Below are 20,593 nucleotides of genomic sequence, written 5' to 3'. Positions count from 1 at the left end.
GACCTCGAACCATCCGAGCACAAGAACGCTTCCCTCTTGAGAAGTCGCTCCTTCGCCGCCGTGGTCATCGGGGAGTTCAGGACCCGCTGCGGATCCAAGCGCGTCGCAGGACGGGGACCGCGCCGTCGGGCCGCCATCTGCCGGCGAGGGCCTCCAATCGGGGGAGCTCGGCCGCGCACCGGGCGGGCGTGAGGCGCCTGAAGGGGCACTCGCGCCGAGGGAGTGCCCCATCATGTGCCCGGGCCGGCGCCGTCGGGATCGCAGAGCAGCGGCAGTCGGCCGGCCATCCGGGCCAGGGTGGCCCCCTCGGCCCGGGCCAGCCACGTCCTGAACACGCCGCAGCCGCAGCCGCGGAACGACAGTGGCGTGCTTGTCGCGGGCGCCACACCACGGGCGCTACCCGGGAGAGCGGCACAGCCATGACCCCCGTGCAGCCGTCTCCCGGGTGCGAGTGAAGCGAGCGGATCAGGCCATGGGATCATCGCAAAGCGGCAGGTCCTGAGGTCAACGGCCGGTCGAACACCATTCTGGTCACGAAAGAGCCGAGCTGTGGGAGATGTCTGTGTGGGAGGAACTCGCCGTCACGATGGCCCTCGCAGCTCTGGCCGAGCCGCTCCTTCGCCGAATGAAGAAGCGGTGGCGCAGGATGCGCGTGTCCCGGACGGTCGCCATGCTGACCCGCGGAGACAGCGCTCGTATCCGCTGTGCCGCACGATTCCGCAACACCGGCGGAGCCCGGCACCGCGCCCGCCTGACGGTGAAGGCCGAAGGCGTCTTCCTCACCATCGCCGACGGCACCAACGCGACACCGCGACCCGGAATGTTGCTCACCGGGGTGGAAGTCGTCGCCGAGCGCTCAATGCTGGTCTGCACCGTAGCCGGTCGGCAGCTTGAAATTCTGCTTCCGGCCGACGAAGACCGACTCCTCAGGGCTGTGACAGCCAGGCTTTCGGACTGCAGCGACAAACACTACGCCACCGCCGGTGCCATCTCCCGATCCGCTTCGGACACAGCTTCGGTGCGGCACAAAAGCTGAGCCAGAATCCGGTTGCGCCAGCTTACGTCCAGTCCTTCGACAGGCACTCGGTTGGCATCGTGTCCGCAGTCGAAGGACAGCGGCCATGAGTCGGGGAGCCTGCCACGGTCCCCCTAACTACTCCGCTGGTTCGAGAGCCAAACCGCTGCGCGCCCCGTCGAGCTGATCGACGTACGCCTCGCGGACGGTGCCGACACGGGCACCGTGGTCGCCGGCTGCGTCGGGCGGTACGGGCGTCGAGTGGGCAGGTCCTCACCAGGGACACCTGGGTTCCGACGACGTACCCCGAGACCAACCGGACGACCCGCGGACGACCCGGCTCGGCTTCTTCCTTGTCCTCGGGATCGCCCTCCTCTCAACCGGCATCTCGCGGGCCAACACGATGGTCATGGCGACCTCCGACCGGGTCCGCGAGCTGGCTGTGCTGCGGCCGGCGGGCGCCGCCAGGTGACAGGCGGCAGGCGGCAGGTGGCAGGTGGCAGGTGCTGAGGCTGGTGGGCAGGCCGTCACCCGAAACTGGATAACAGCCTGCGCCGACAAATACCTAGGGAAGTTTGACCGGTCCCACAGAGTTCGGCGCTGGCTATCCATCGACGGGCGTGGCCCAGGGCGCGCGGGCTCAGAACGGGGGCTCAGTGGAGAACGCGCCGGTCTGGGTCGGTGTGATCCGCTTGGTCTCGTGCTGCTGCAGCACCGATACGGCGTCCTTGACGCGGCCGAGGTCGATGAGGTGGCCGGCCAGACGTCGGCTGTGGGCGGCAGGGTGCGGTTCGAGGACGGCGACGGCTTCCTCAACCCGACCGGCTCCGGCGAGCAGGTCAGAGATCGTCCAGGCCGCGTACCAGGTGCCGCCCCCGCGGTGCGCTTGTGCCCGCTCGATCGCTTCGTCGAGCTGGCCGCAGGCGGCCATGAGGCGAAGCCTCGGCCTGAACAACTCCCATTCCTCCTCGCCGCCGTGGCGCGTCTGGAGGGCGTCGAGGTAGGCCAGGCCCTCCTGGGCGCGGCCGTCATCGGCGTACAGGGTGCACAGCGTGTCGATGATCCAGTCCTCCGCGCCACCGGGTGAGTCCGCGAGTGTGCGCATCACCGCGATCGCCTCGTCACCCCGGCCATGCCGTGCCAGAAGCCCGGCCAGTTGGTCCGCGCTGAGATGGTGATGGACCGGTGAGTGGTCCGTCTGTCGGTACACGGCGATCGCGCCTTCCAGATCACCGCGCTCCTCCAGCACTTCGGCCAGGCGTTGTGCGGCGTGCCCGTGGCTCTCGGTCGCCGCGTAGGCGCGGAGTTCGTCCATCCGTCCGTGCCTCGCCAGCAGATCGGCCAGCTGGTCGTGATTGTTGACGGAGGTGATGTGCTCCCGGGTGTGCAGAAGCCTGATCGCCTCGTCGATACGGCCCTGGCGTTCCCGAACCGTGGCGAGCAGGCCGATGGCCGTGTCTGGGTCGAGGCCTCGGCGGCACTGCGGGGACTCGCATTCATGCCGCGCGGTGATCCTGGCGGCCAGCAGTGCAGCGGTGTCCTCGTCGCGGCCCATGCCCTCGGTGACATCGACCAGAGCGGTGGCGAGGAGCCAGTTCTCCATGCCGGCGCTCAGCAAGGTGAACGCTTCGTCCCCGTGCTCATGACGGGCCAACAGACGCGCGAAGAAATCGAGCGCGTCCCCTCCGGCCGCCGCGTACGGCCGGGCCAGGGCGATCGCCTCCCCCGCCCTCCCCCAGGCCTCCAGCAGTTCCGCCTGGGACCGGGCGGCCGGCCACCAGCCCGTGGCCACGTACGGAGCGAGTACCTCCAACGCCTGTTCCTGGCGTCCCCGTTCACCGAGCAGCCGCGCCCACTCCCGGGCGCAGAACCATTCCCCGCGCCCTGCCTGGAACTCCACCTCTTCACGGTGTCCGAGCTCAAGAAGCCGGGTGACCAACTGTGGAGGAATACAGCCGGACAACGTCCGGGCTTGCCAGTCAAGATCAGCAGCGTCCATGACAACGCACCATAGCCGCCGGCGGCACGCCCGGCCTCGCCCAGTAGGACTCCTGAACTTGTTCTTCAAGGTCAGACCGGGCCGGTGGCGACATGAGGCAGCGAAACGCCAACCGCTCCGAGCAAATCCGGTGGCACCGGCAGCCTTCCGGCCGCGAGACTGCACTCGTGAACACCCTGCCGCCGCCCGACCCGCTCCTCCTGCCGGTACGGGACCCACGCGCCCGCGACCTCGTTCTCGGCTATGCGGACATGCATGCGCTGGTTGCCGATCTGGTTCTGCCCGGCGACGCGTCGATGTACGTCATGAGCGCGATGGAGACCTCCCGCGAGCTCATCCGGCACTCCTACTACCGGTACGAGTTCGCCACCGTCGCCGTCACGCATTCCCTGTTCGCCCTGGAGCACGTCCTCGCCGAGCGTCTGGCCACGAGGGAACCGCTCCACGTCCTCATCGAGCGGGCCGCCGACGCAGGGCTCTTCACGGCCGAACTCGCCGCCGAACTCGACCGCAGCCGACTGCTGCGCGACAAACTCACGCAGGGCTCCGCGTCAAGTGCCGCCCTCCACCCGCTCCGGGCCGTCGCGCTGGTGCGTGCCGTCTTCGATGCCGTCGCCGTGCTCCTTCGCCCACCGTCCACGGCAGAGGCGACAGCCGCCGACGTGGGCGGAGCACAGCCCGACTGCGGCCTCGCCCGGCTGTGGGAGGACCACCTGCACGCACTGTTCCCCGACGGCTTCCGCGGCGTGGACTTCGACGGCGTAGACCTGGTCCTCCTGGACGCCGACGTCGCCGGCCTCGTGCAGAGGGAGCTGAAGGGCGGACTCGACGACAGTGGCATCGCCTACCTCTGGGGCTGCATCGCCGACCTCGACAAGATCGTTCCTCTGATCAACGAGGAGTACTGCGCCTCCTACTTCACGAAACTTCGGACCATGGCCCAGGTCGCGGCAGCGCCCTACATACCCACCGCGACCTGACCATCAGGCTCCCGCGCCCTGGCCAAGGTCTGGATCGGGTTCGATGATGGTCTCGGCTCGTCTGACGGTTTCGTACACGTCGTAGCCGATGGCGGGCCGCTTGTTCTTCGAACCGAGGGGCCCGCCTGGGCCGGGCCGGTTCGGTTCGGTTCGGTTACGGTGCACGGACACGGCATGGCATGGCATGGCACGGATGCGGCGTGGCATGACATCGCACGGCAAGTGAACGCGGAGGTTCCGAACCCTCGCCGGACTCGGGTAGTGCCTCTATGTACTTCGTCAAGGCACCCCTGTCGGGTTTGGGGTGATTCGGTTTTGCTGGGGTCACGCGGCGAGTTCGATGGCCGCGGGCGTGCGGGGTTCGTAGAAGGTGCCGTCGCGGAGCATGGCGAACAGGACGCTGATGCGTTGGCGGGCGAGGCGGAGGAGGGCCTGGGTGTGGGTTTTGCCGCGGGCGCGTTGCTTGTCGTAGTAGGTGCGGGAGGCGGGGTCGGCGTTCATGCAGGCGAAGGCGGACAGGAACATGGCGCGTTTGAGCTGGCGGTTTCCGCCTCGTGGTGCGTGTTCGCCGTGGATGGAGGTGCCCGACGATCTCGTGGTGGGGGCGAGGCCGGCGTAGGAGGCGAGGTGGGCGGCGGTGGGGAAGCCGGTGCCGTCGCCGACGGTGACCAGCAGGACGGCGGCGGTCCTGACGCCGACGCCGGGCATCGACGTCACGACCGGGGTGTCCCGTCTCACCGAAGTTTGACGAGTCTCACCGAAGTTTGACCGCTGCTTCGAGCGGGCTGTGCTGGTGGAAGTAGCTGTCGCAGGAGCCGCGCAGGTCGGCATGGATGCTGACGCCGAGCTCCAAGGAAGTCAGGCGTTCGACCACTTATCTGTGCCGCAGCCCACTTCGTAGTGCCACCAGCCTTGGTCCCGGCCTTGGTCCAGGAGCGCCTTGATGCCGGCGAAGTCCGCGTCGGCCGGGACGTTGAGGGCCACCATGGGGAAGTCCGCGCTCATGACCTCGCCGCCGAGGTGGAAGACTGCCAGGCGCTGGTGCACGGCCTGAGGGCTGCGCCCCAGAGGCCCGGAAGGGGTGGGCACGACGCGAATCGTGCAGTTGCCGGCCGAACTGACCCTTCCGGCAGCCCAGTGCAGCCCGTCCGAGTCGGTCCGGAACCGCACGACATCCCCCTCGGCCACACCGTCCTGCAAGAACGGGACGTTCTCGATCACGGCTGTGTCGGCACTGAGCCTTGTCGCCCACAGACCCTCGATGTCCTGGGGGAACCAGCCCTCACGCGGGACGAACCGGAACCAGACCTTGACCTTCTCAGCTGTGCTCTCCACGGTGCCCATCATCCTCGGGGCCCCAGCCGCATCGTGCACCAGGGCTGAGCTGGGCGGTCAAACTTCAGTGAGACTCGTCAAACTTCGATGAAACGGGTCACGGGGAAAGACGGTGGGCCTCCAGCAGGGCGTTGATCTGGGTTTCCATGGCCCGGCGCTGTTCGTGGACAGCGGCGAGCGAGCGGGCCAGAGAGGGCACGACGATGTCGAGGGTGCCGGTCCCCGGGACCACGACGGTCTGCTCGTCGAGCGCGTCGAAGACGTCGTCGATCAGCCGCTGGGCCATGCGCGGTGCCTTGGGCCTGACGAGCTCGACGAGCCTGCGGCGGCCGGCCTTTCGCAGGGCGGCCGGGGAGCCGTGGCGCTCCAGGAGCCAGGTGACGGCGCTGTGGTCGAGGCGGGGACCGAGGACGCGCTCCAGGGAGGAATGGAACTGGGTGAGCAGGCCGCATATCCGGTTGGAAGTGCGGGTGGCCTCGGCGGCGAGGTCCTGGTCGAAGCCGACGAGCACGGTCAGCTCGGCGGTGATCTCGTCGGTGAGTTCCAGCGAGCGCAGGGTGTGCGGCATGGTGCGGGCGGCGTCCGCGATGACCGCGGCGTCCTTGGCGTCGGTCTTGGCCTCGCCGGGGTAGAGATCGGCGATCCGTCGCATCGCGAGTCCGGGCAGGTAGGCGACTTTGCAGCCCGCGTCCCGGGCGACGGTGAGGGGGAGGGCTCCGATGGAGGCGGGCTGGTCCACGACGACCAGGACGGTGCCGAACTTCGCGGTCAGCTTGTCGCCGCCCGTTCCGACGCTGTACTCGCGCGAGCAGGCGAAGTCACTCCGCCGCGGATCCGCAGCACCCGCCGCACCGGTCTCCCGCCTGACATGCCAAGCCGGATTCTGGGATGCTTGACCGGGAGTTCAGCTGTCAGGTCGCCGACACATGCACGGGGACGCAGCCGCAGAGACGCGGACATGGGGGAGACTGTGTCGGATCCGGTGACACTCGCCATCGCGACCACGCTGGCGACCAAGGGGGCCGAGGCGCTGGCGGCCGGGATACAGGACGCCTGGAGCGGTCTCTCGCGCCTGGTCCGCGCCCGTTTCCGGGGAGACCCCGAAGGGCAGGCCGCTCTGCAGGACGCGGAGGAGGCGCCCCAGGACGCGGAAGCGCTCGACCGGCTGGCCCGGATGCTGGACGCGGCCGCCGATATCGACCCCGACTTCGGCAGGCGGCTCCGTTCGACCTGGGTGGCCGCCCACCACCAAGCGGTCGCTCGCGAGGACGCCATGGTCGGGCAGGCATCCGGAAACACCGTCGGCGGGCATCTGATCCAGGCGCGTGAAGTTCATGTGGGCTCCGCGCAGGGCCCGTTACCGTCCTACGTGCTCGCCCCCTCCCGTCTCCCGCCCGACGTCGCGGGATTCACCAACCAGAGACAGCCGATCGAACAGCTGGACTCCCTCCTGCTGCCCGCAGGCGGCGAGGCGGCCGACCGGCGCCCCGTCATCATCTCCGCCATCGCGGGGACCGCCGGCGTCGGCAAGACGGCGCTCGCGGTCCACTGGGCGCACCGGGTGTCCGAGCACTTCCCCGACGGGCAGTACTACGTCAACCTGCGCGGGTACACCCACGACGCCCCGCCACTGTCGTCGTCCGAGGTGCTCACCAAGTTCCTGCGCATCCTGGGCGTGCCACAGGACCGTATCCCCTCCGACGCGGATGAACAGGCCGACATGTTCCGCGGCCTGCTCGCCGGGAGGAAGGTACTGATCCTGCTCGACAACGCGCCGGCGGATGCGGAGCAGCTCCGTCCGCTCATCCCCGGCCACACCGGCTCATGCGTCCTCGTCACCAGCCGCAACGACCTGGCCGGCCTCGCCGCCACCCACGGGGCGCGCAGGGTGGCCCTGGACGTGCTGGGGATCGAACACGCGGTGCAACTCCTCGATGCCGCCGTGGGCGACGCGCGTATCTCCGACGATCCCGAGGCCGCCCGTGAGCTGGCCCAGCTCTGCGGTCGCCTTCCGCTGGCGCTGCGGATCGCGGCCGCGTGGCTCGGCAATCATCCGCAGTGGACCGTCGCCGACTACGTCGAAGAACTCCGCGAGGGCGACCGGCTGGCCTCCCTCGCGATCGCCGGGGACCGTCAGGCCGCGGTATCGATGGCTTTCGGCCTGTCGTACCGGGCTCTCCCGGACGCGGCCCGCCGGCTCTTCCGCCGGCTGGGGCTGCCGACCGGCAGTGATGTGAGCACAGAGGCCGCCGCGCATCTCTTCTCCGGCTCAACACCACAGACCCGGCGTCTGCTGGACCTCCTGGTCGAGGCCCATCTGCTGCAGAGTTCACGCCGGAACCGCTACGACTTCCACGACCTGCTCCGGCTGTACGCCAAACAGTGCGCCGAGGAGGAGGAACCCGAGGCGGAACGGACCGCGGCGCTGCGTCGCCTGTTCGACTTCTATGTACGCCGCACCCACGAGGCCGCGAGCGCCGTCGCGCCCCGGACGCTGCGGCTCGACCTCCCCGCGCGTCTGACGGGGCAGCCAGCGAGCGTGCCTGCGCGGCGAGGCCGGCCCGACCTCCCCGAGGCCTGGCTGGAGAACGAACGAGGCAATCTCGTGGCTGCCGTGCTGCACGCCGAAGCCCAGGGTGAGGACGAGTCCGCGTGGCTGCTCGCCGACGCCTTGCGGGGGCATTTCGCGGAACACGGCACCGGGTCCGACTGGCTGGCCACGGCGGAGGCCGGGCTGCGTGCCTCGCAACGAGGAGCGGACCCCCGAGCCTTGGCCGCGCTGCACACCGGACTCTGCGCCGCCCACGTCAAGTTCGGGCGGACCGAGACTGCGGTGGAGCAGGGCGAGCAGGGACTCGCGGCAGCCATCGCCGCCGGTTGGGCCGAGGCCGAAGCCGACGCACACACCCTGCTCGCCTACGCGCACCGACGCGCCGGACGACTGGATGCGGCGTTCGAGTACCATCGGCAGGCCCTGACCCTGCTGAGCGGAAGCGGCAGTGCGGAGGACGAGGCCCGGTGTCTGAACGACATCGGCAACATCCTCTGGGACCTCGGCAGGCTCCAGGAGTCTCTCGACCACTTCCAGCGGTCGCTCGGCATCAACCGTCGCCTCGGGCAACGCCGTTACGAGGCCGTCAACCTGGACAACGTCGGCTCCGTCCTGTGGGCACTCGGCGATCTTCCATCCTCGGCCGAACACCTGTCGGCCGCGGTCGAACTCGCGCGGCGGAGCGGCGCCAGTCCGCACCACCTGGCCGATGCGATCGCGGCCCTCGCCCGGACGTACCGTGACGCCGGACGGTTCGAGCAGGCCTTGGAACTGGCCTCGGAGGGGTACGAACTCGTAGGCGGCAGCGGGCATCGCTGGCTCGAGTCCTACGTTCTGGCCATCCTCGGCGGCATCCACACCGACACGGGCTCGCACGACCTCGCCGACGACTACCTGCACGCGGCGCTGCAACTGGCGCGCGAGGCGGGTTTCCGCAGAGGCGAGATCATCTCCGCCAGGGAACTCGCCGCTCTGCACCGTGCGCGCGGCGATCTCCAGCGCGCTCTGGACCTCGCTCAGCAGGCCCGTGCCTTGACCGGTGAGAGCGAGTACGCGGTGCTCCAGGGGCAGGTGGTGACCGAGATCGCCACCATTCACCGGGCCCGGGGCGACCAGGTGTCGGCGGCGGACTGGGCCGAACAGGCTCTGGACTTGCACCGGGCCACAGGGCACCTGGTCGGAGAAGGCAGAGCCCTGCGTGTACTGGGCGACTGCCGCTTCATCGTCGAAGGAGCGGACAGCGCACTGCCCCTGTGGCGACACGCACTGCACCTGTTCGAACAGGCGGGAGCCACCGCCGACGCGGAAGAACTGCGCCGTACCGCGGGACCGTTCTGATTCGCCTTCGGCCCGGGACGCCCATCAGGCCGGCGTCACACTGTGAGCGTGACGCCGGCCCCTCGTGTGGCACCCACCTCGCTGCCGGCCAACCGCCTGTATCAGGACGACCACAAGCGGAGTGGAGCAGATGCTCACACCGGGTCCGCTGGACCTCGCTTGTCCTCGACGTGGACGATGTGAAGTTCGGTGCCATCCCGATGGCGCTTGGAACGTCCGAGCAGTCCAACGGCGATCTTTGACCGATCGTGAGGCTCATCAGGGCCGACGTAGGTAAGGACGTCGTTGTGGTGCCCGGTGACGACCCAGCCCTCGACGTCCTTGAGTTCGATCACCCCGAAGTCCCCCGCGGAAGAACCGGCGTGTGCCGGGCCGAACTCCTTCAGGATCTCGGTGGCCTGTTCAGCAAGCTCTCCATCCGGAGCAGGCAACACGACACAGGTGCCATGCTCGAACAGAACCCACGACTTGTACGGGTCGGCGAGAAGCCGCTGCCAGACATCTATCAGACTCTCGGTGTTCACGGCGGTCATCATGCCGCAGAGCACTGACACAGGAGGACGACCGACGGACGCCGATGCGCGCATACGCGACTCCTGAGCATGTGGGCCTGCCAGTCACAAGCCCCAAGAGCCCCATGGGCCGCGCGCTTCAGGTTGAAGACAGCGATTCGACCATGGGCGTGGCCTGACCACCAGCCCGATGCGACCCCCGCAGGGTCAGTCACTCCAGGACCACCGGTCATGGTTTTGGTGCAGGACGCCGAGGACGTCCTGTATCGACGGCCTCTCCGCGGGATCGGCCCTCAGCGACCGCTGCACGATCTCGGACACCGGAGGCGGGAACATCGAGTCCCGGAAATTGGGCGGCTCAGGCACATTCGTCGCCAGGAAGCGCAAGACCTGATTGTGGGTGCTGTCGAGAGTGCGTTCGTCGCTGCGTGTCAGGCCGCTGCCCGCCACAACAGCCGTGACGGCGAACGAGTACACGTCGTTCTTGGTCGTCACCGTGCCGCCGAATCTCTCCGGAGCCATGTATCCGATAGTTCCCTCCGGTTCATGTGCTCCCGTCTTCTGGGTGAGTCCGAAGTCTCCGATCACCCATCGTTCGCCGAGACGAAGAATGTTGGCGGGTTTGATGTCTCCGTGGACGAGCCGCTGCTTGTGCAGCTCGAGCAAGCCGTCTGCCACGTCCCGCATCATGGAGGTGAGTTCGGATCCCTGCAGTGGCTGCTCGTTGACCAGATCGCGCAACGACAACTCCGCAAGGGCCGTGCAGATGTAGCTCCAGCCCGCGAGTCTCCCGTCGCGCTGGGTGCCTGCGCAGCGATACGGGAGCAGGCTCGGGGAATCGAGCCGTGCCATGATGGCCGCCTCGCGGGAGAAGTACACGTACCGCTTGTCGGTCTGGGGCGGTTGAAGTTTGACCGCCACTCGCCCCAGCGAACCGCCGAACGCGAACTCCTCCGCTTCCCACACCACGTTGAGGGAACCGCGACCGACCTCCCTCAGCAAGCGGTACCGCCCGTCCACGACCTCTCCCACGAGGTCCAGTGCGGGAATGTCCTCCCGTCGCATGATCGTCGCGGCGCCGCCCTCGGAGGCAAGGCCGACGAACGTGTGAGGGTTCGGGGCCACCCGCCGCGGTGCGTCCGACATGTTGAGGCGGGCCCACACGTCGTCCGCCTTGGGCCAGCAGCTCTCCAACAGTTCCCAGAGAAGGGCCATGGCATGACGGCAGGCCGTCGGCTGCATCACGGCGTCTTGCCCCGGGGCCTTGTCGACCAGACGGTCCGATACCCCTCGTACCACGACGGCCTTCGTTCCGGCAGGCCAGAAGGCCGCACCGCTCAGGAATCCCAGCCCCTCCATCTCGACGGCGTGCGCGTCGTCGAAAGCCTTCCGCAAGTAGTCGTACTGGGCTGAGCGGTTTCCTGCATGAATCTTCTCCCCTGCCGCGATCGGTGCGACATGCGCTTCGGGCGTCGGACCCCCGGCTTCGCTTTGGGGGACTTTCCGCAGCCAGGAGCGTTGGGCGGCCACTCTGAAGGCCAACTGCGTGGTGAGCGGGTCCGTCACCTCGATCGAGGGCCGACCCAGCGGACCCTGGTCAGTCAGTTTCGCGGATTCATAGCCGTAGACCTTGGTGGCGTACACGACGTCGCCCAGCCTGACATCGGACTTGAGACTTCCTGCCGTGCCGACGAATGCGATGAGCTCCGGGCGCAGTTCCTGGACGGCGTGACTTGCCTGGAGTGCCGCGCCGATATTGCCCTGCCCGATGCAGGTGACCCACACCTCCCAGTCGCCTGCCTCCACCGTCAGGGAGCCCACGGTGTACGGTGCGCCGGATGCCGAACTCTCGTTCGTCGGCCGGGTCAGGAACTCCTGCACGGCCCGGTATTCGGCGAGCGCGGCAGTCAGAATGACAACGCGTGGAACACCCAGTCCGTCTCGTGCGACCCAGAGATCGTCCTCGGCCCGTCCGATGGCACTGCCGCGGCCGTCTCGTAAGAGCCCAGGGGCGCGGCCGAAGGGGAGAGCACGTTCATCGTGGGCCAAAGAGAACCCCTCTCCCATGGACACCTGAAGCTTCGGCGTCCGTCCGCATCAACGATTCAACCGAGGCTAGCGTCTGGCCATGAACGTGTCCCGTCTTCGACCAGGAAAGCCGGCTGAAGCTTCTCGCTGAGGTCAGCCAGGTCCCGGTCCGGCCTGTCGTCTCCTCGGCCGGGCAGAAACCGTGACAGTCGAAATGGCAGGATGACCGATGCGTTCAGCTCAGATCGTCCATGTCGGCGAGGCAGGGCTGGTAACGACGTTCACCAAGGGCAGCATTTCAGAGTGGAGCCACATCAAATGACGGACGAGACCGCCGAGTATCACTATGTCTGGGACGGCTCCGAGGACGGCTGGATCGTCCTCCGGACGGATGTGGCATCAGGCACCATCTTCAATACCAACACGCGGATGGCTCTCCTCATTGAGGACAACGCCGTGAACGCGCGGGTGATTGAGCTGATGCGCACGCACGGGCGTCCGTTCCTGGACTCTATTCCGCAGTAGGCGTAGTGGCCTACCTCCGTCGCCGTCGACCGACCGCAGCGCCTCGCTAGGGTTCCCGACCTGCGCTGCCGCCGACCGCGCCTACGCGGTGCAGCTCAACTACGCCTGGAAGCTGACGCCGCCCGCATCGGGCGGATCACGAGCAGTGGACACCTTGCACCCCCGAGTCGAAAAGGCACCCCATCACGCGAAGGGCAACTCGCCCTGACAGGCGATTAACAGCCTATAGGTGGCGCAAAATCGCCTATCCGTCGCCTTCAATAGCCGTACGCTTCCCCGCATCGCGACAGCGAAATGGTGGAATCCAGCAAAAATCTCACCCCGGTCCGCAGCTCCAACCAGCCCTCTTTCGCCGCTGTGATGCAGAGTGTGGGCTATTGTCTCGACTGCTGCTTCGAGACCACGGCCGTGCTCATCTCTCGTACGTCCTTCACCAGTCGCGGCAACGTCTGCACTGGGCGGCCTTGAAGTCTCCGGATCGCTATGAGCAGCATTACCCCAGCACACTTCAGAGAGAATCAGATGCGCATCAGAAACGCGAGCATCGCGCTCGCCGGTTCCGTGGTACTGGTCACCCTCGCTGTCTCACCTGCCAACGCGACCCCGGCTCTTCCCGACCCGTCAGTCACGGGCGTCCTGGCCGTGCAGAAGCAGGCCATGGCCAACGGGGCACCCGGCGCGCTCACCCGCATCGACGCCGGCGCCTCCAGCTATCGCATTTCCATGGGCAAGGCCGACACCGCGGCCGGCACACCCATGGACGCCGACCGCAGGTTCCGCGTGGGCAGCGTCAGCAAGACCTTCACCACCGTCGTGCTGATGCAGCTCGTCGCCGAGGGCCGCATCAGCCTCGACGCGTCGGCGAACGACTACCTCCCCAAGCCGCTCCCGGACGACCGCATCACCGTGCGGCACCTGCTGAGCCACCGCAGCGGCCTGTGGGACTACACGAACGACATGTTCTTCTACACCGTTCCGGGCTTCGAAGCGGTCCGGAACAAGGTGTTCACCTTCCAGGAGCTCATCGACCTGTCCACCGCACACCAGCCCAACAACGAGCCTGGGGCGGCCTACAGCTACTCCAACACCAACTTCGTGGTACTGGGCCAGATGATCGAGCACCTCACGGGTGTGCCCATGGCCACGCAGTACGAGCAGCGCATCTTCAAGCCGCTCGGTCTCAAGAACACCTCTTACGTGCACCCGCAGACGGCCATCACCGGGTCCTACGCACGGGGCTACGTCCGTGACGACGACACGACGCTGCCGCTGGTGGACTCGACCGAACAGACCGTCTCCTGGGCGCAGTCCGCGGGGGCCGTCATCTCGAACTCGTCGGACCTGAACCGGTTCTTCGCCGCCATCGTCTCGGGCAAGCTCGTCCCGAAGGCGGAGCTGCAGCAGATGATGAGCCTGGTTCCGGTGAACGCGGACGGTACTCAGTTCTACGGGCTCGGTCTGCGAGGCAGGAAGCTCTCCTGTGGTGTGACCGTCTACGGTCACACCGGCACCGTCCAGGGCTACTACACCTACGCGTTCACGACCGCCGACGGCAAGCGCAGCATGACCTCGATGGCGAACACCTCGAACAACGGCACCGTGAACACGGTCCTCGGCGGGACCCTCGAGGCCGCCTTCTGTGGCGTCGATCCCACCAAGGTCAGCAAGTCCGCCCGCTCGGGCAGTGCCGGATTCACGGAGGACATCGCTCCCCAGATCGTTCGCCACTGAGGTGGTCGGGCCGCGTATGACGTGACTTGAGCACTGCCGACGCGCCGCCGCGCCGCACCTCCTCAGGTGTGGCGCGGCGGTGCAGTGCGTTGTCTTCAGGTTCCGCAGGGGCACGCTCGCGGCTATCTCTCGCGATCTCGCGGCGACCTGGACCGAAGTCGCCCGCAGGTCAACAAGGGCGAGGGGAACCTGTCGTCCCGCTTCAAGGTTGGGTGCCGGCCGACCGCTCAGGTGCGGTCTCCCACAGCAGTCGAGCCGCCCGCTTGAGCTTCATGTACTCGTCGACCCCTCGCACGAACCGGCACTCACCGGTCCGCTCGCTCACGACGATGGGCCAGTTCCCGCCGAGCCGCACACCGCTCTCCGCGCTCGGAGCCCAGCCAAAGACGTGGTGGCCGGGCAGGTGCACTCTGACGGCAGGATGAATGCGGCATCCCCATTCATCCCACTGGGAAATTTTGGACCGGGCAAATTCCTCGGCCTCGCGTGCTGCCTCTTGTTGCTGCATCCCCATTTCCTCCTCGGCCGGTCAGCCCCTGCCGCGCCAGCCCCAGCAGCCGTCGCGGCCGTGCGGGCCACTATCGGGGGCCCTGGTCACGGAAACGCCGTGACCAGGGCCCCAGGATCAGGTACCGCCGAACGGCCCGAGCAACGTCAGTTCCGGTACCGGAACACGATCCGGCCGCGCGTCAGGTCGTACGGCGGGAGCTCCACCAGCACCCGGTCCTCCAGCATGATCTTGATGTAGTGCTTGCGGATCTTCCCGCTGATGTGCGCCAGCACCTGGTGGCCGTTCTCGAGCTCCACGGTGAACATGGCGCTGCGCAGGCACTCGACGACCTTGCCCTCGACTTCGATGACGTTCTTGTTCTTCGTCATCGCACCAGCTCCAGATTGCTGCTCATCGGCCGGGCTCCGATGCTCTCGAACAGCGCTGTGGCCGCTTGATTGGATTCCTGAACTTCCGTCCAGGCCGCGCCGGACCCGGAGCGGTGCAGCGTCCCCAGCGCGTGAGCCAGCAGCGCCCGCGCGATGCCGCGGCGCTGCTCGCCGGCCCGGACCGCGACCAGCCCGATGCGCGGCCGGTTCACCGTCACCACCCGGATGAGACCCAGGTAGCAGTCCGGCGCCGCGGCCACCGCGTATTTCGACGGATCGACGATGGTGTCGCCCTCGGAGCGGGGAATCACCTCCGCGGGCATCGACTGCCACCCGACGGATGCCTCGACTTCGTCACGGATCGCTCGATCCGCCGCCCGCAGCAGACTCTCGTCCGCCTCGCCGGCGGGCACGAGCGTCACGCCCGTAGGCGGCAGGACCGCTTCGAGCCCTGTGACGCGCGGGTCGGTCGGTACAACGTACTCCCACTCGCGGCGCCGGACTGTGAACCCGGCCCGCCGCCAGCCGGCCGTCAGCTCGGCGTCGGCTTCGTCGACCACCGTGTACAGCGGCGCCGGCAACTCCGCCAGCATCGCCTCGGCCAGCCGGTCGAAGGTGGCGTCGTGCCAGGCGTCGATGCTGACGAACAGGCGTCCGTCGGGCCGGTGTTGCGCGTGCCCGCGGCCGACCACCAGGTCGTCGTCCAGTGCGTGCCATTGCCTGTCCGCGACGCGCGCGATCATCACCGCGTTCTCGCTCAGGCCGGATATGAAGGGCTTTGAGTTCATCGGAGTCCCTCTCCAGGAGTGCCTCGGTCTCAGGCGCTCCTGGCGACACCGAACGTCAGCCGCCGGACCGTGACGGGATGAGGGAGCACCCATGGGTAACTGTGTTCACGGGTCTCACCTCCATACGACGACTTCACGGTCCACCGCGAAAGTAGCAGCGGGGCGCGGCCACGCTCAAATCATTTCCTGTGAGCCCGTGGCGTGATCATGATCCCGGCGTCTTGAGGCGTCTCCAGCGGTTGAGCCCGCAAGCCAACAAGCGGAAGGAGTCGCGGCGTTCGATACGTCGTTCTCTGCGGACCGCGAATCGTCGGCCCTGGCCGCGCTGTCGTATCCGTTCTGGATGTGGTGGGGCCGCCGGGCTGCGGTGCGCTGTGTGCGCGGGTCAGCAGGCTATCGAGATCGCGAAGGGCGCGAATCCGCTGGACCGGATCACGTGCGGCACGAACAGTATCGCGGCCTCCGTGGCGCGGGCGGTCTGGATCCCGCCGAGATCCCTGATCCACTCCTTGCGCCAGCCGAGGTCGATGAGCAGGTCACGGACAGCCTGTTTGGCCTGCGGGTCGTCGCCGGAGAGGAAGGCGTCGGGAGCCTGGGCGAGCATGGCCGGCGCGGTCATCACGGGGAAGAGCATGGTGTTGAGAGTCTTGACGACGCGCGTTTCGGGCAATGCTGCCTGGAGTTGCTCGGCAAGGCTCGAGCCGGGGTAGATCAGGTCGGCGGGCAGGCCGTCCGGTCCGTCGACGGTGGCGTTGGAGACGTCGACGAGGATCTTGTCGCGCAGTTCTTCGCGCAGGGCGGCGAGCCGGTCCAGCGAGCCGGCGCCCGGGGTGGCGTTGATGACGATCCGGGCTGTCCGGGCAGCGTCGGCGGCTGCGCCCGGCGCGCGGTCCGCCACGGTCACCTCATGCCCTGCCTGGGTGAGGGCTGTGGCCAGGTTGCCGCCGACGCGGCCGTTGCCGAGAACTGCGATGGTGCTCATGATGATCTGGTCCTTCCGTGCGTGCAGGTTTCCGTGCGTGCAGGGTGTGGTTCGTACGGCTCGTCATTCGTGCAGGTTGTGATTCGTGCGGGTTGTCGTTCGTGCGGGCTGTCGTTCGTGCAGGTTGTGGTGCGCGGTCAGCGGGAGAGTGTGGCGACGGCCTCGGCGTGGATGCCGGGCGCGGCGGCCAGGAAGCTCGCGCTCTGCGGGGTCCAGGGGCGGCCCTCGGCGTCGGAGATCTGTCCGCCGGCCTCGGTCACGAGCAGCGCGCCGGGCAGCAGGTCCGCGCGGGCTCCGGCGAACTGCCAGAAGGCGTCGATCCGGCCGGCGGCCACGTTCACCAGGTGCAGGGTCGCGGGCACGGCGGTGCGGACCACGAGCGCGTCGAAGAGCATCGAAGTGATCGAGGAGCCGACGCGTCGCACGACCTTCTCGTCCTCGTCCGGCCGGGCCTGGCTGGTGGCCACGATGCCCAGGCCGAGGTCCGCGGTCCGGGAGACGTGCAGCGGCCGGCCGTCGAGGTGGGCGCCCGCGCCGGCGAGCGCGGTGTAGGTCTCGCCGGTCAACGGCAGGTGGACCGCGGTGAGCACCGGCTGGTTCTCACGCACGAGGGTGGCGGTCACCGCCCACTCCGGCAGGGCGTGCAGGTGGTTGACGTTGCCCTCGGCCGGATCCACGACCCACCACTCGCCGGGCGGCAGGGCCCCGCCGTCCAGTTCGTCCTCCACCCAGCCGGCGTCCGGACGTAGACGCGTGAGGCGGGGGCGCAGGATGTCGAGGGCCGTGTCGTCGTTGGCGGCGAGCGCCCGCATCAGCTCTTCGCGCGTCTGGTAGCGGACCACTTCGCCGAAGCGCTCGCGCAGCGCCGAACCGGCCGCGCGCACGGCGGTAACTGTCTCGCCGAGCAGGTCGGCGTCGGAGGCGGCGACGTCAGTGGTCTGAAGTGTTTCGGACATGGCGGTACTCCCATGTGAGAAGGGTGTGATGAGGCTGGTCGGGTCAAGCTGTGCGTTCCGTCCTGCGCTCTGGTGTCGAAGGTATAGAGCCCTCTGATTAACTTCAAATGCATGTCAGGCACGTCTAGGATTACTCACATGCAATTGGATTTGAATCTGCTCGCCGCGCTCGACGCGCTGCTGGAGGAGGGAAGTGTGGCCGGGGCGGCCGCGCGCCTTCACGTCACCGCCCCGGCGATGAGCCGGAGTCTGGGCCGGATCCGGCGCACGACCGGCGATCAGATCCTGGTGCGCACCGGCCGCACGATGACCCCGACGCCGTATGCGATCGCTGTCCGGGAACAGGTGCACGAGCTGCTGCACCAGGTCCAGGGGGTGCTGGCACCGAGCCGTGAACTCGACCTGGCGACGTTGGAGCGCACTTTCACGCTCCGCTGGCACGATTCTTTGGTGGCCTTGAGCGGCCCATCGCTGCTCTCGGCCGTGCGTGGACAGGCACCGGGCGTGCGACTGCGCTTCGTCGCGGAATCGAGCGTCGACACCCCCGAGTTGCGGCGCGGCGAGGTCGACCTGGAGGCGAACGCCAACCGCCCGAGCGCACCGGACATCCGCGTCGAGAACGTGGGCGAGACCCCTCTCGTCATCGTCGTGAGGCAGGGGCACCCGCTCACCCGCGTCAGGACCGTCACCGTAGAGCGGTACGCCGCCGCGGAGCACGTCACCGTCTCGCGGCGCGGCAACCTCAGCAACGCCCTCGACGACGCCCTCGCGCGGCTCGGCCTCACCCGCCACGTCGTGGCGACCGCGCCCACGGAAGCGGCCGCGCTGGAGTTCGCGCGCGGCTCCGATCTCCTGATCAGCGTTCCCCAAGCCACCACGCGGTCAGCGGTCGCCGACCTCGGCTTGGTCGTCCTCCCCCTCCCACTCGAACTGCCGTCGGCACCGGTATATCTGTCGTGGCATCAGCGCTACGACACCGACCACGCCCACGCCTGGCTGCGCGGTCTGGCGCGCGCCGCGCTCGCCGCCTGCGGAGCGCCGCAGTCGGCGTCCTGAACGACAACAGGGCAAGGCCAGGCGGAAGTTCTGGTGCTGGCCCATTGCTGTGAGAGCGGGAGGCGATGCCCTAGGCCGTTTCGTTTGGATCATCTGACCGTTGGTCTGGGTGTGCCGTTGACTGACGCGCAATGGGCCGGATCGAGCCGTTGTTGCCAGACCGGACGCCGCAGCGGGGTGGCCGGTGGCGGGATCACCGTGAAGTGATCGATGCGATCGCCTGGAAGTTCCAGACCGGATCGCAGTGGGTCCACCTGCCCGAGAAGTACGGGAACTGGAGGGCGTCTACAACAGGCTGCGGATGTGGGCCATCGACGGCACCTGGGAGCGGGTGTTCACCGTGCTCATCGCGCAGGCCGACGCCCAGGAATACCTCAGCTGGGCCGTCTCGGTCGACTCCGCTGCCGTGCGCGCTCACCAGCACGCAGCCGGGGCCCGCAAAAAGGGGCCCCGGCCAGCGAGCCCGATGACAACGCCATCGGCCGGTCTCGCGGGGGACTGACCACGAAGATCCACCTCGCCTCCGATGCCCACTGTCGGCCATTGGCCTTCGTGCTCACCGCCGGCCAGGCCGGTGACGCGCCCGCCTTCGCTCACGTCATGGCCTTCGCGTCCCTCGGCAGCGAGGACGCCCCCGTACCAGGCCGGACGTGGTCCTGGCCGACAGGGCGTATTCCTCTCGCGCGATCCGCGAGTACCTGCGCAAGCGCGGAATCCGGGCGGTCATCCCCGTCCCGGCCGATCAACGCGGCCACCGGCTGCGGCGCGGCAGCCGAGGCGGCAGGCCACCCGCCTTCGACCGCGAGGCATACACGCAGCGCAACACCGTCGAACGATGCATCAACCGCCTGAAGCAGTGGCGGGGCATCGCCACCCGCTACGAGAAGACCGCAACCATCTACCTGGCCGGACTCTACGTCGCCGGCATCTTTCTTTGGTCTGCCAGGCCAACGACTCAGGAGCAGGAGCGAAGCGCATCGTCCCAGGCACCAGGGTTGTGGTAGTGGCTCTTGTGTCCCGCGGCAAGTACGTGGCGCAGTTCGGCAAGGTGCTGGGTGTTCGTGGGGAGATCCAGCCGGCCGAGGAAAGCAAGTGCGGCAGTCGGCTCCAGGTCGCCGCAGGCGTCGTGGAAGCTCGCCAGGAGGCCGCGGAAGACGGCCGAGTGCAGGGCCGGAAGCCGCATGGCGGTGCGGTACGTCAGCTCCTTCACCGTCCAGCGCACCGGTCCCGAACACTCCAGAACCCGACGGGCTCGGCGGAGCGGGGCTTCCGATCGCTCGGCCACCACCCGGTCGATGTCGTCACCGAGAACCTCGGCGAAGGCCGTCGCGGAAGTGGCGTGGTCCTCGAACCAGTCCACCCACAGCGAGTAGGTGACGGCCTCGGCGTCCCGGTCCGCCTCCAGCCGCTGACGGTAGCCGTCCCACAGCACGTCGGCGGGCAAGGGACCCTCCGCACTCTCGTTCGCGAACCGGATCTCGCACGTGACCCAGTACTCGTCGAGGAGGTCCAGCAGCCCGAAAGCCAACCGCACCTGGTCGGCTGCATCCAGGTCTTCGGCGAACACATCACCGGCCCAGGAGTGCGCTACCTGGTTGGCGGTGAGCAACGCGTCCGGCTTCTCGTCGCTCATCCACCCGTCGCGCACCTGGCCAACGCCCTGATCAGCCAGCCAACGCCGCGCTGCCTCCTCGGCTTGCATCTCCACTCGGGAAGTATGACAAGCCTCGCAAGATCCGAACGAAACGGCCTAGTGTCCTGCGCCGGTAGTTGATCGTTAGTAGTTGCGTGACTTCTACTGCTGGTGCGTCAGTTCCTCGTCGGGGCCCGAGGCTGGAACCGTTGCTGCTGTCTGATGACGAGCGGGCGGTGTTGGAGCGGTGGACGCGTCGGGCGACATCGGCCCAGGCCTTGGCGT

16 protein-coding genes and 3 pseudogenes are annotated in these 20,593 nt (G+C 68.1%); 7 read left to right on the top strand and 12 right to left on the bottom strand.

The genetic code is table 11. The features are described 5' to 3' along the window. The first annotated feature begins 562 nt into the window (after positions 1-562). Complete coding sequence (locus tag ACWCQK_RS36830; RefSeq protein ID WP_451162741.1) at positions 563-1,036, top strand: hypothetical protein; 474 nt, start codon at positions 563-565, stop codon at positions 1,034-1,036. Positions 1,037-1,655: 619 nt separating this feature from the next. On the opposite strand, the gene ACWCQK_RS36825 is transcribed toward ACWCQK_RS36830, so the two are convergent. Then, positions 1,656-2,915 (bottom strand): hypothetical protein, encoded by a 1,260-nt coding sequence (locus ACWCQK_RS36825; RefSeq protein ID WP_451162739.1) that lies wholly within the window; start codon positions 2,913-2,915, stop codon positions 1,656-1,658. Between the two features lie 266 nt (positions 2,916-3,181). On the opposite strand from ACWCQK_RS36825, the gene ACWCQK_RS36820 reads away from it, so the two are divergent. Beyond that, positions 3,182-3,994: a hypothetical protein gene (locus ACWCQK_RS36820; protein WP_451162737.1), complete on the top strand. Its 813-nt coding sequence runs from the start codon at positions 3,182-3,184 to the stop codon at positions 3,992-3,994. A gap of 324 nt (positions 3,995-4,318) precedes the next feature. Here the strand turns inward: ACWCQK_RS36820 and ACWCQK_RS36815 are convergent. The 3 genes and pseudogenes from ACWCQK_RS36815 to ACWCQK_RS36805 form a co-directional block, all read right to left on the bottom strand. After that, positions 4,319-4,717: pseudogene (locus ACWCQK_RS36815) on the bottom strand (transposase); the annotation flags it as partial. Positions 4,718-4,852: 135 nt separating this feature from the next. Continuing rightward, positions 4,853-5,341, bottom strand: a complete 489-nt coding sequence (locus ACWCQK_RS36810) for a DUF4265 domain-containing protein (RefSeq protein ID WP_451162735.1) — start codon at positions 5,339-5,341, stop codon at positions 4,853-4,855. A gap of 88 nt (positions 5,342-5,429) precedes the next feature. Continuing rightward, positions 5,430-6,107, bottom strand: a pseudogene (locus ACWCQK_RS36805) (IS110 family transposase); the annotation flags it as partial. A gap of 180 nt (positions 6,108-6,287) precedes the next feature. Between ACWCQK_RS36805 and ACWCQK_RS36800 the strand changes: the two are divergent. Continuing rightward, the gene (locus tag ACWCQK_RS36800; protein ID WP_451162733.1) at positions 6,288-9,218 is read left to right on the top strand and encodes an ATP-binding protein; all 2,931 of its coding nucleotides are present in this window, start codon (positions 6,288-6,290) and stop codon (positions 9,216-9,218) included. Between the two features lie 134 nt (positions 9,219-9,352). On the opposite strand, the gene ACWCQK_RS36795 is transcribed toward ACWCQK_RS36800, so the two are convergent. Together ACWCQK_RS36795 and ACWCQK_RS36790 are read right to left on the bottom strand one after the other, a co-directional pair. Then, positions 9,353-9,754 (bottom strand): hypothetical protein, encoded by a 402-nt coding sequence (locus tag ACWCQK_RS36795; protein ID WP_451162779.1) that lies wholly within the window; start codon positions 9,752-9,754, stop codon positions 9,353-9,355. A gap of 183 nt (positions 9,755-9,937) precedes the next feature. Next, positions 9,938-11,779: a protein kinase domain-containing protein gene (locus ACWCQK_RS36790; protein ID WP_451162731.1), complete on the bottom strand. Its 1,842-nt coding sequence runs from the start codon at positions 11,777-11,779 to the stop codon at positions 9,938-9,940. Between the two features lie 297 nt (positions 11,780-12,076). On the opposite strand from ACWCQK_RS36790, the gene ACWCQK_RS36785 reads away from it, so the two are divergent. Both ACWCQK_RS36785 and ACWCQK_RS36780 read left to right on the top strand, forming a co-directional pair. Then, the gene (locus tag ACWCQK_RS36785; protein ID WP_451162729.1) at positions 12,077-12,283 is read left to right on the top strand and encodes a hypothetical protein; all 207 of its coding nucleotides are present in this window, start codon (positions 12,077-12,079) and stop codon (positions 12,281-12,283) included. Between the two features lie 522 nt (positions 12,284-12,805). Next, the gene (locus ACWCQK_RS36780; protein WP_451162727.1) at positions 12,806-14,014 is read left to right on the top strand and encodes a serine hydrolase domain-containing protein; all 1,209 of its coding nucleotides are present in this window, start codon (positions 12,806-12,808) and stop codon (positions 14,012-14,014) included. A gap of 202 nt (positions 14,015-14,216) precedes the next feature. Here ACWCQK_RS36780 and ACWCQK_RS36775 read toward each other — a convergent pair whose 3' ends face one another. The 5 genes from ACWCQK_RS36775 to ACWCQK_RS36755 form a co-directional block, all read right to left on the bottom strand. Further along, entirely contained in the window at positions 14,217-14,522 is a 306-nt protein-coding gene (locus ACWCQK_RS36775; RefSeq protein ID WP_451162725.1) for a hypothetical protein, read from the bottom strand. Between the two features lie 146 nt (positions 14,523-14,668). Further along, positions 14,669-14,893 (bottom strand): translation initiation factor IF-1, encoded by a 225-nt coding sequence (gene infA, locus ACWCQK_RS36770; RefSeq protein ID WP_004936508.1) that lies wholly within the window; start codon positions 14,891-14,893, stop codon positions 14,669-14,671. After that, entirely contained in the window at positions 14,890-15,681 is a 792-nt protein-coding gene (locus ACWCQK_RS36765; RefSeq protein ID WP_451162723.1) for a GNAT family N-acetyltransferase, read from the bottom strand. Before ACWCQK_RS36765 ends, infA begins: the two co-directional genes overlap by 4 nt. A 385-nt stretch (positions 15,682-16,066) precedes the next feature. Further along, entirely contained in the window at positions 16,067-16,663 is a 597-nt protein-coding gene (locus ACWCQK_RS36760; RefSeq protein WP_451162721.1) for an NADPH-dependent F420 reductase, read from the bottom strand. A 137-nt stretch (positions 16,664-16,800) separates the two neighbouring features. Next, positions 16,801-17,619 carry a 3'(2'),5'-bisphosphate nucleotidase CysQ gene (locus tag ACWCQK_RS36755; protein ID WP_451162719.1) on the bottom strand — a complete coding sequence of 273 codons (819 nt, stop codon included), beginning with the start codon at positions 17,617-17,619 and terminating at the stop codon, positions 16,801-16,803. Between the two features lie 138 nt (positions 17,620-17,757). Between ACWCQK_RS36755 and ACWCQK_RS36750 the strand changes: the two genes are divergently transcribed. Both ACWCQK_RS36750 and ACWCQK_RS36745 read left to right on the top strand, forming a co-directional pair. Further along, positions 17,758-18,675, top strand: a complete 918-nt coding sequence (locus ACWCQK_RS36750; protein WP_451162717.1) for a LysR family transcriptional regulator — start codon at positions 17,758-17,760, stop codon at positions 18,673-18,675. Positions 18,676-18,768: 93 nt separating this feature from the next. Beyond that, positions 18,769-19,679 (top strand): annotated as a pseudogene (locus ACWCQK_RS36745) (IS5 family transposase). On the opposite strand, the gene ACWCQK_RS36740 reads toward ACWCQK_RS36745, so the two are convergent. After that, entirely contained in the window at positions 19,631-20,308 is a 678-nt protein-coding gene (locus ACWCQK_RS36740) for a hypothetical protein (RefSeq protein WP_451162715.1), read from the bottom strand. The pseudogene ACWCQK_RS36745 and the gene ACWCQK_RS36740 sit on opposite strands and share 49 nt — an antisense overlap. Positions 20,309-20,593 lie beyond the last annotated feature (285 nt).

The organism is Streptomyces sp. NPDC002306, from assembly GCF_053593435.1.
Note: the sequence above shows the minus strand (reverse complement) of the source record. Positions and strands in the feature narration are given on the sequence as shown.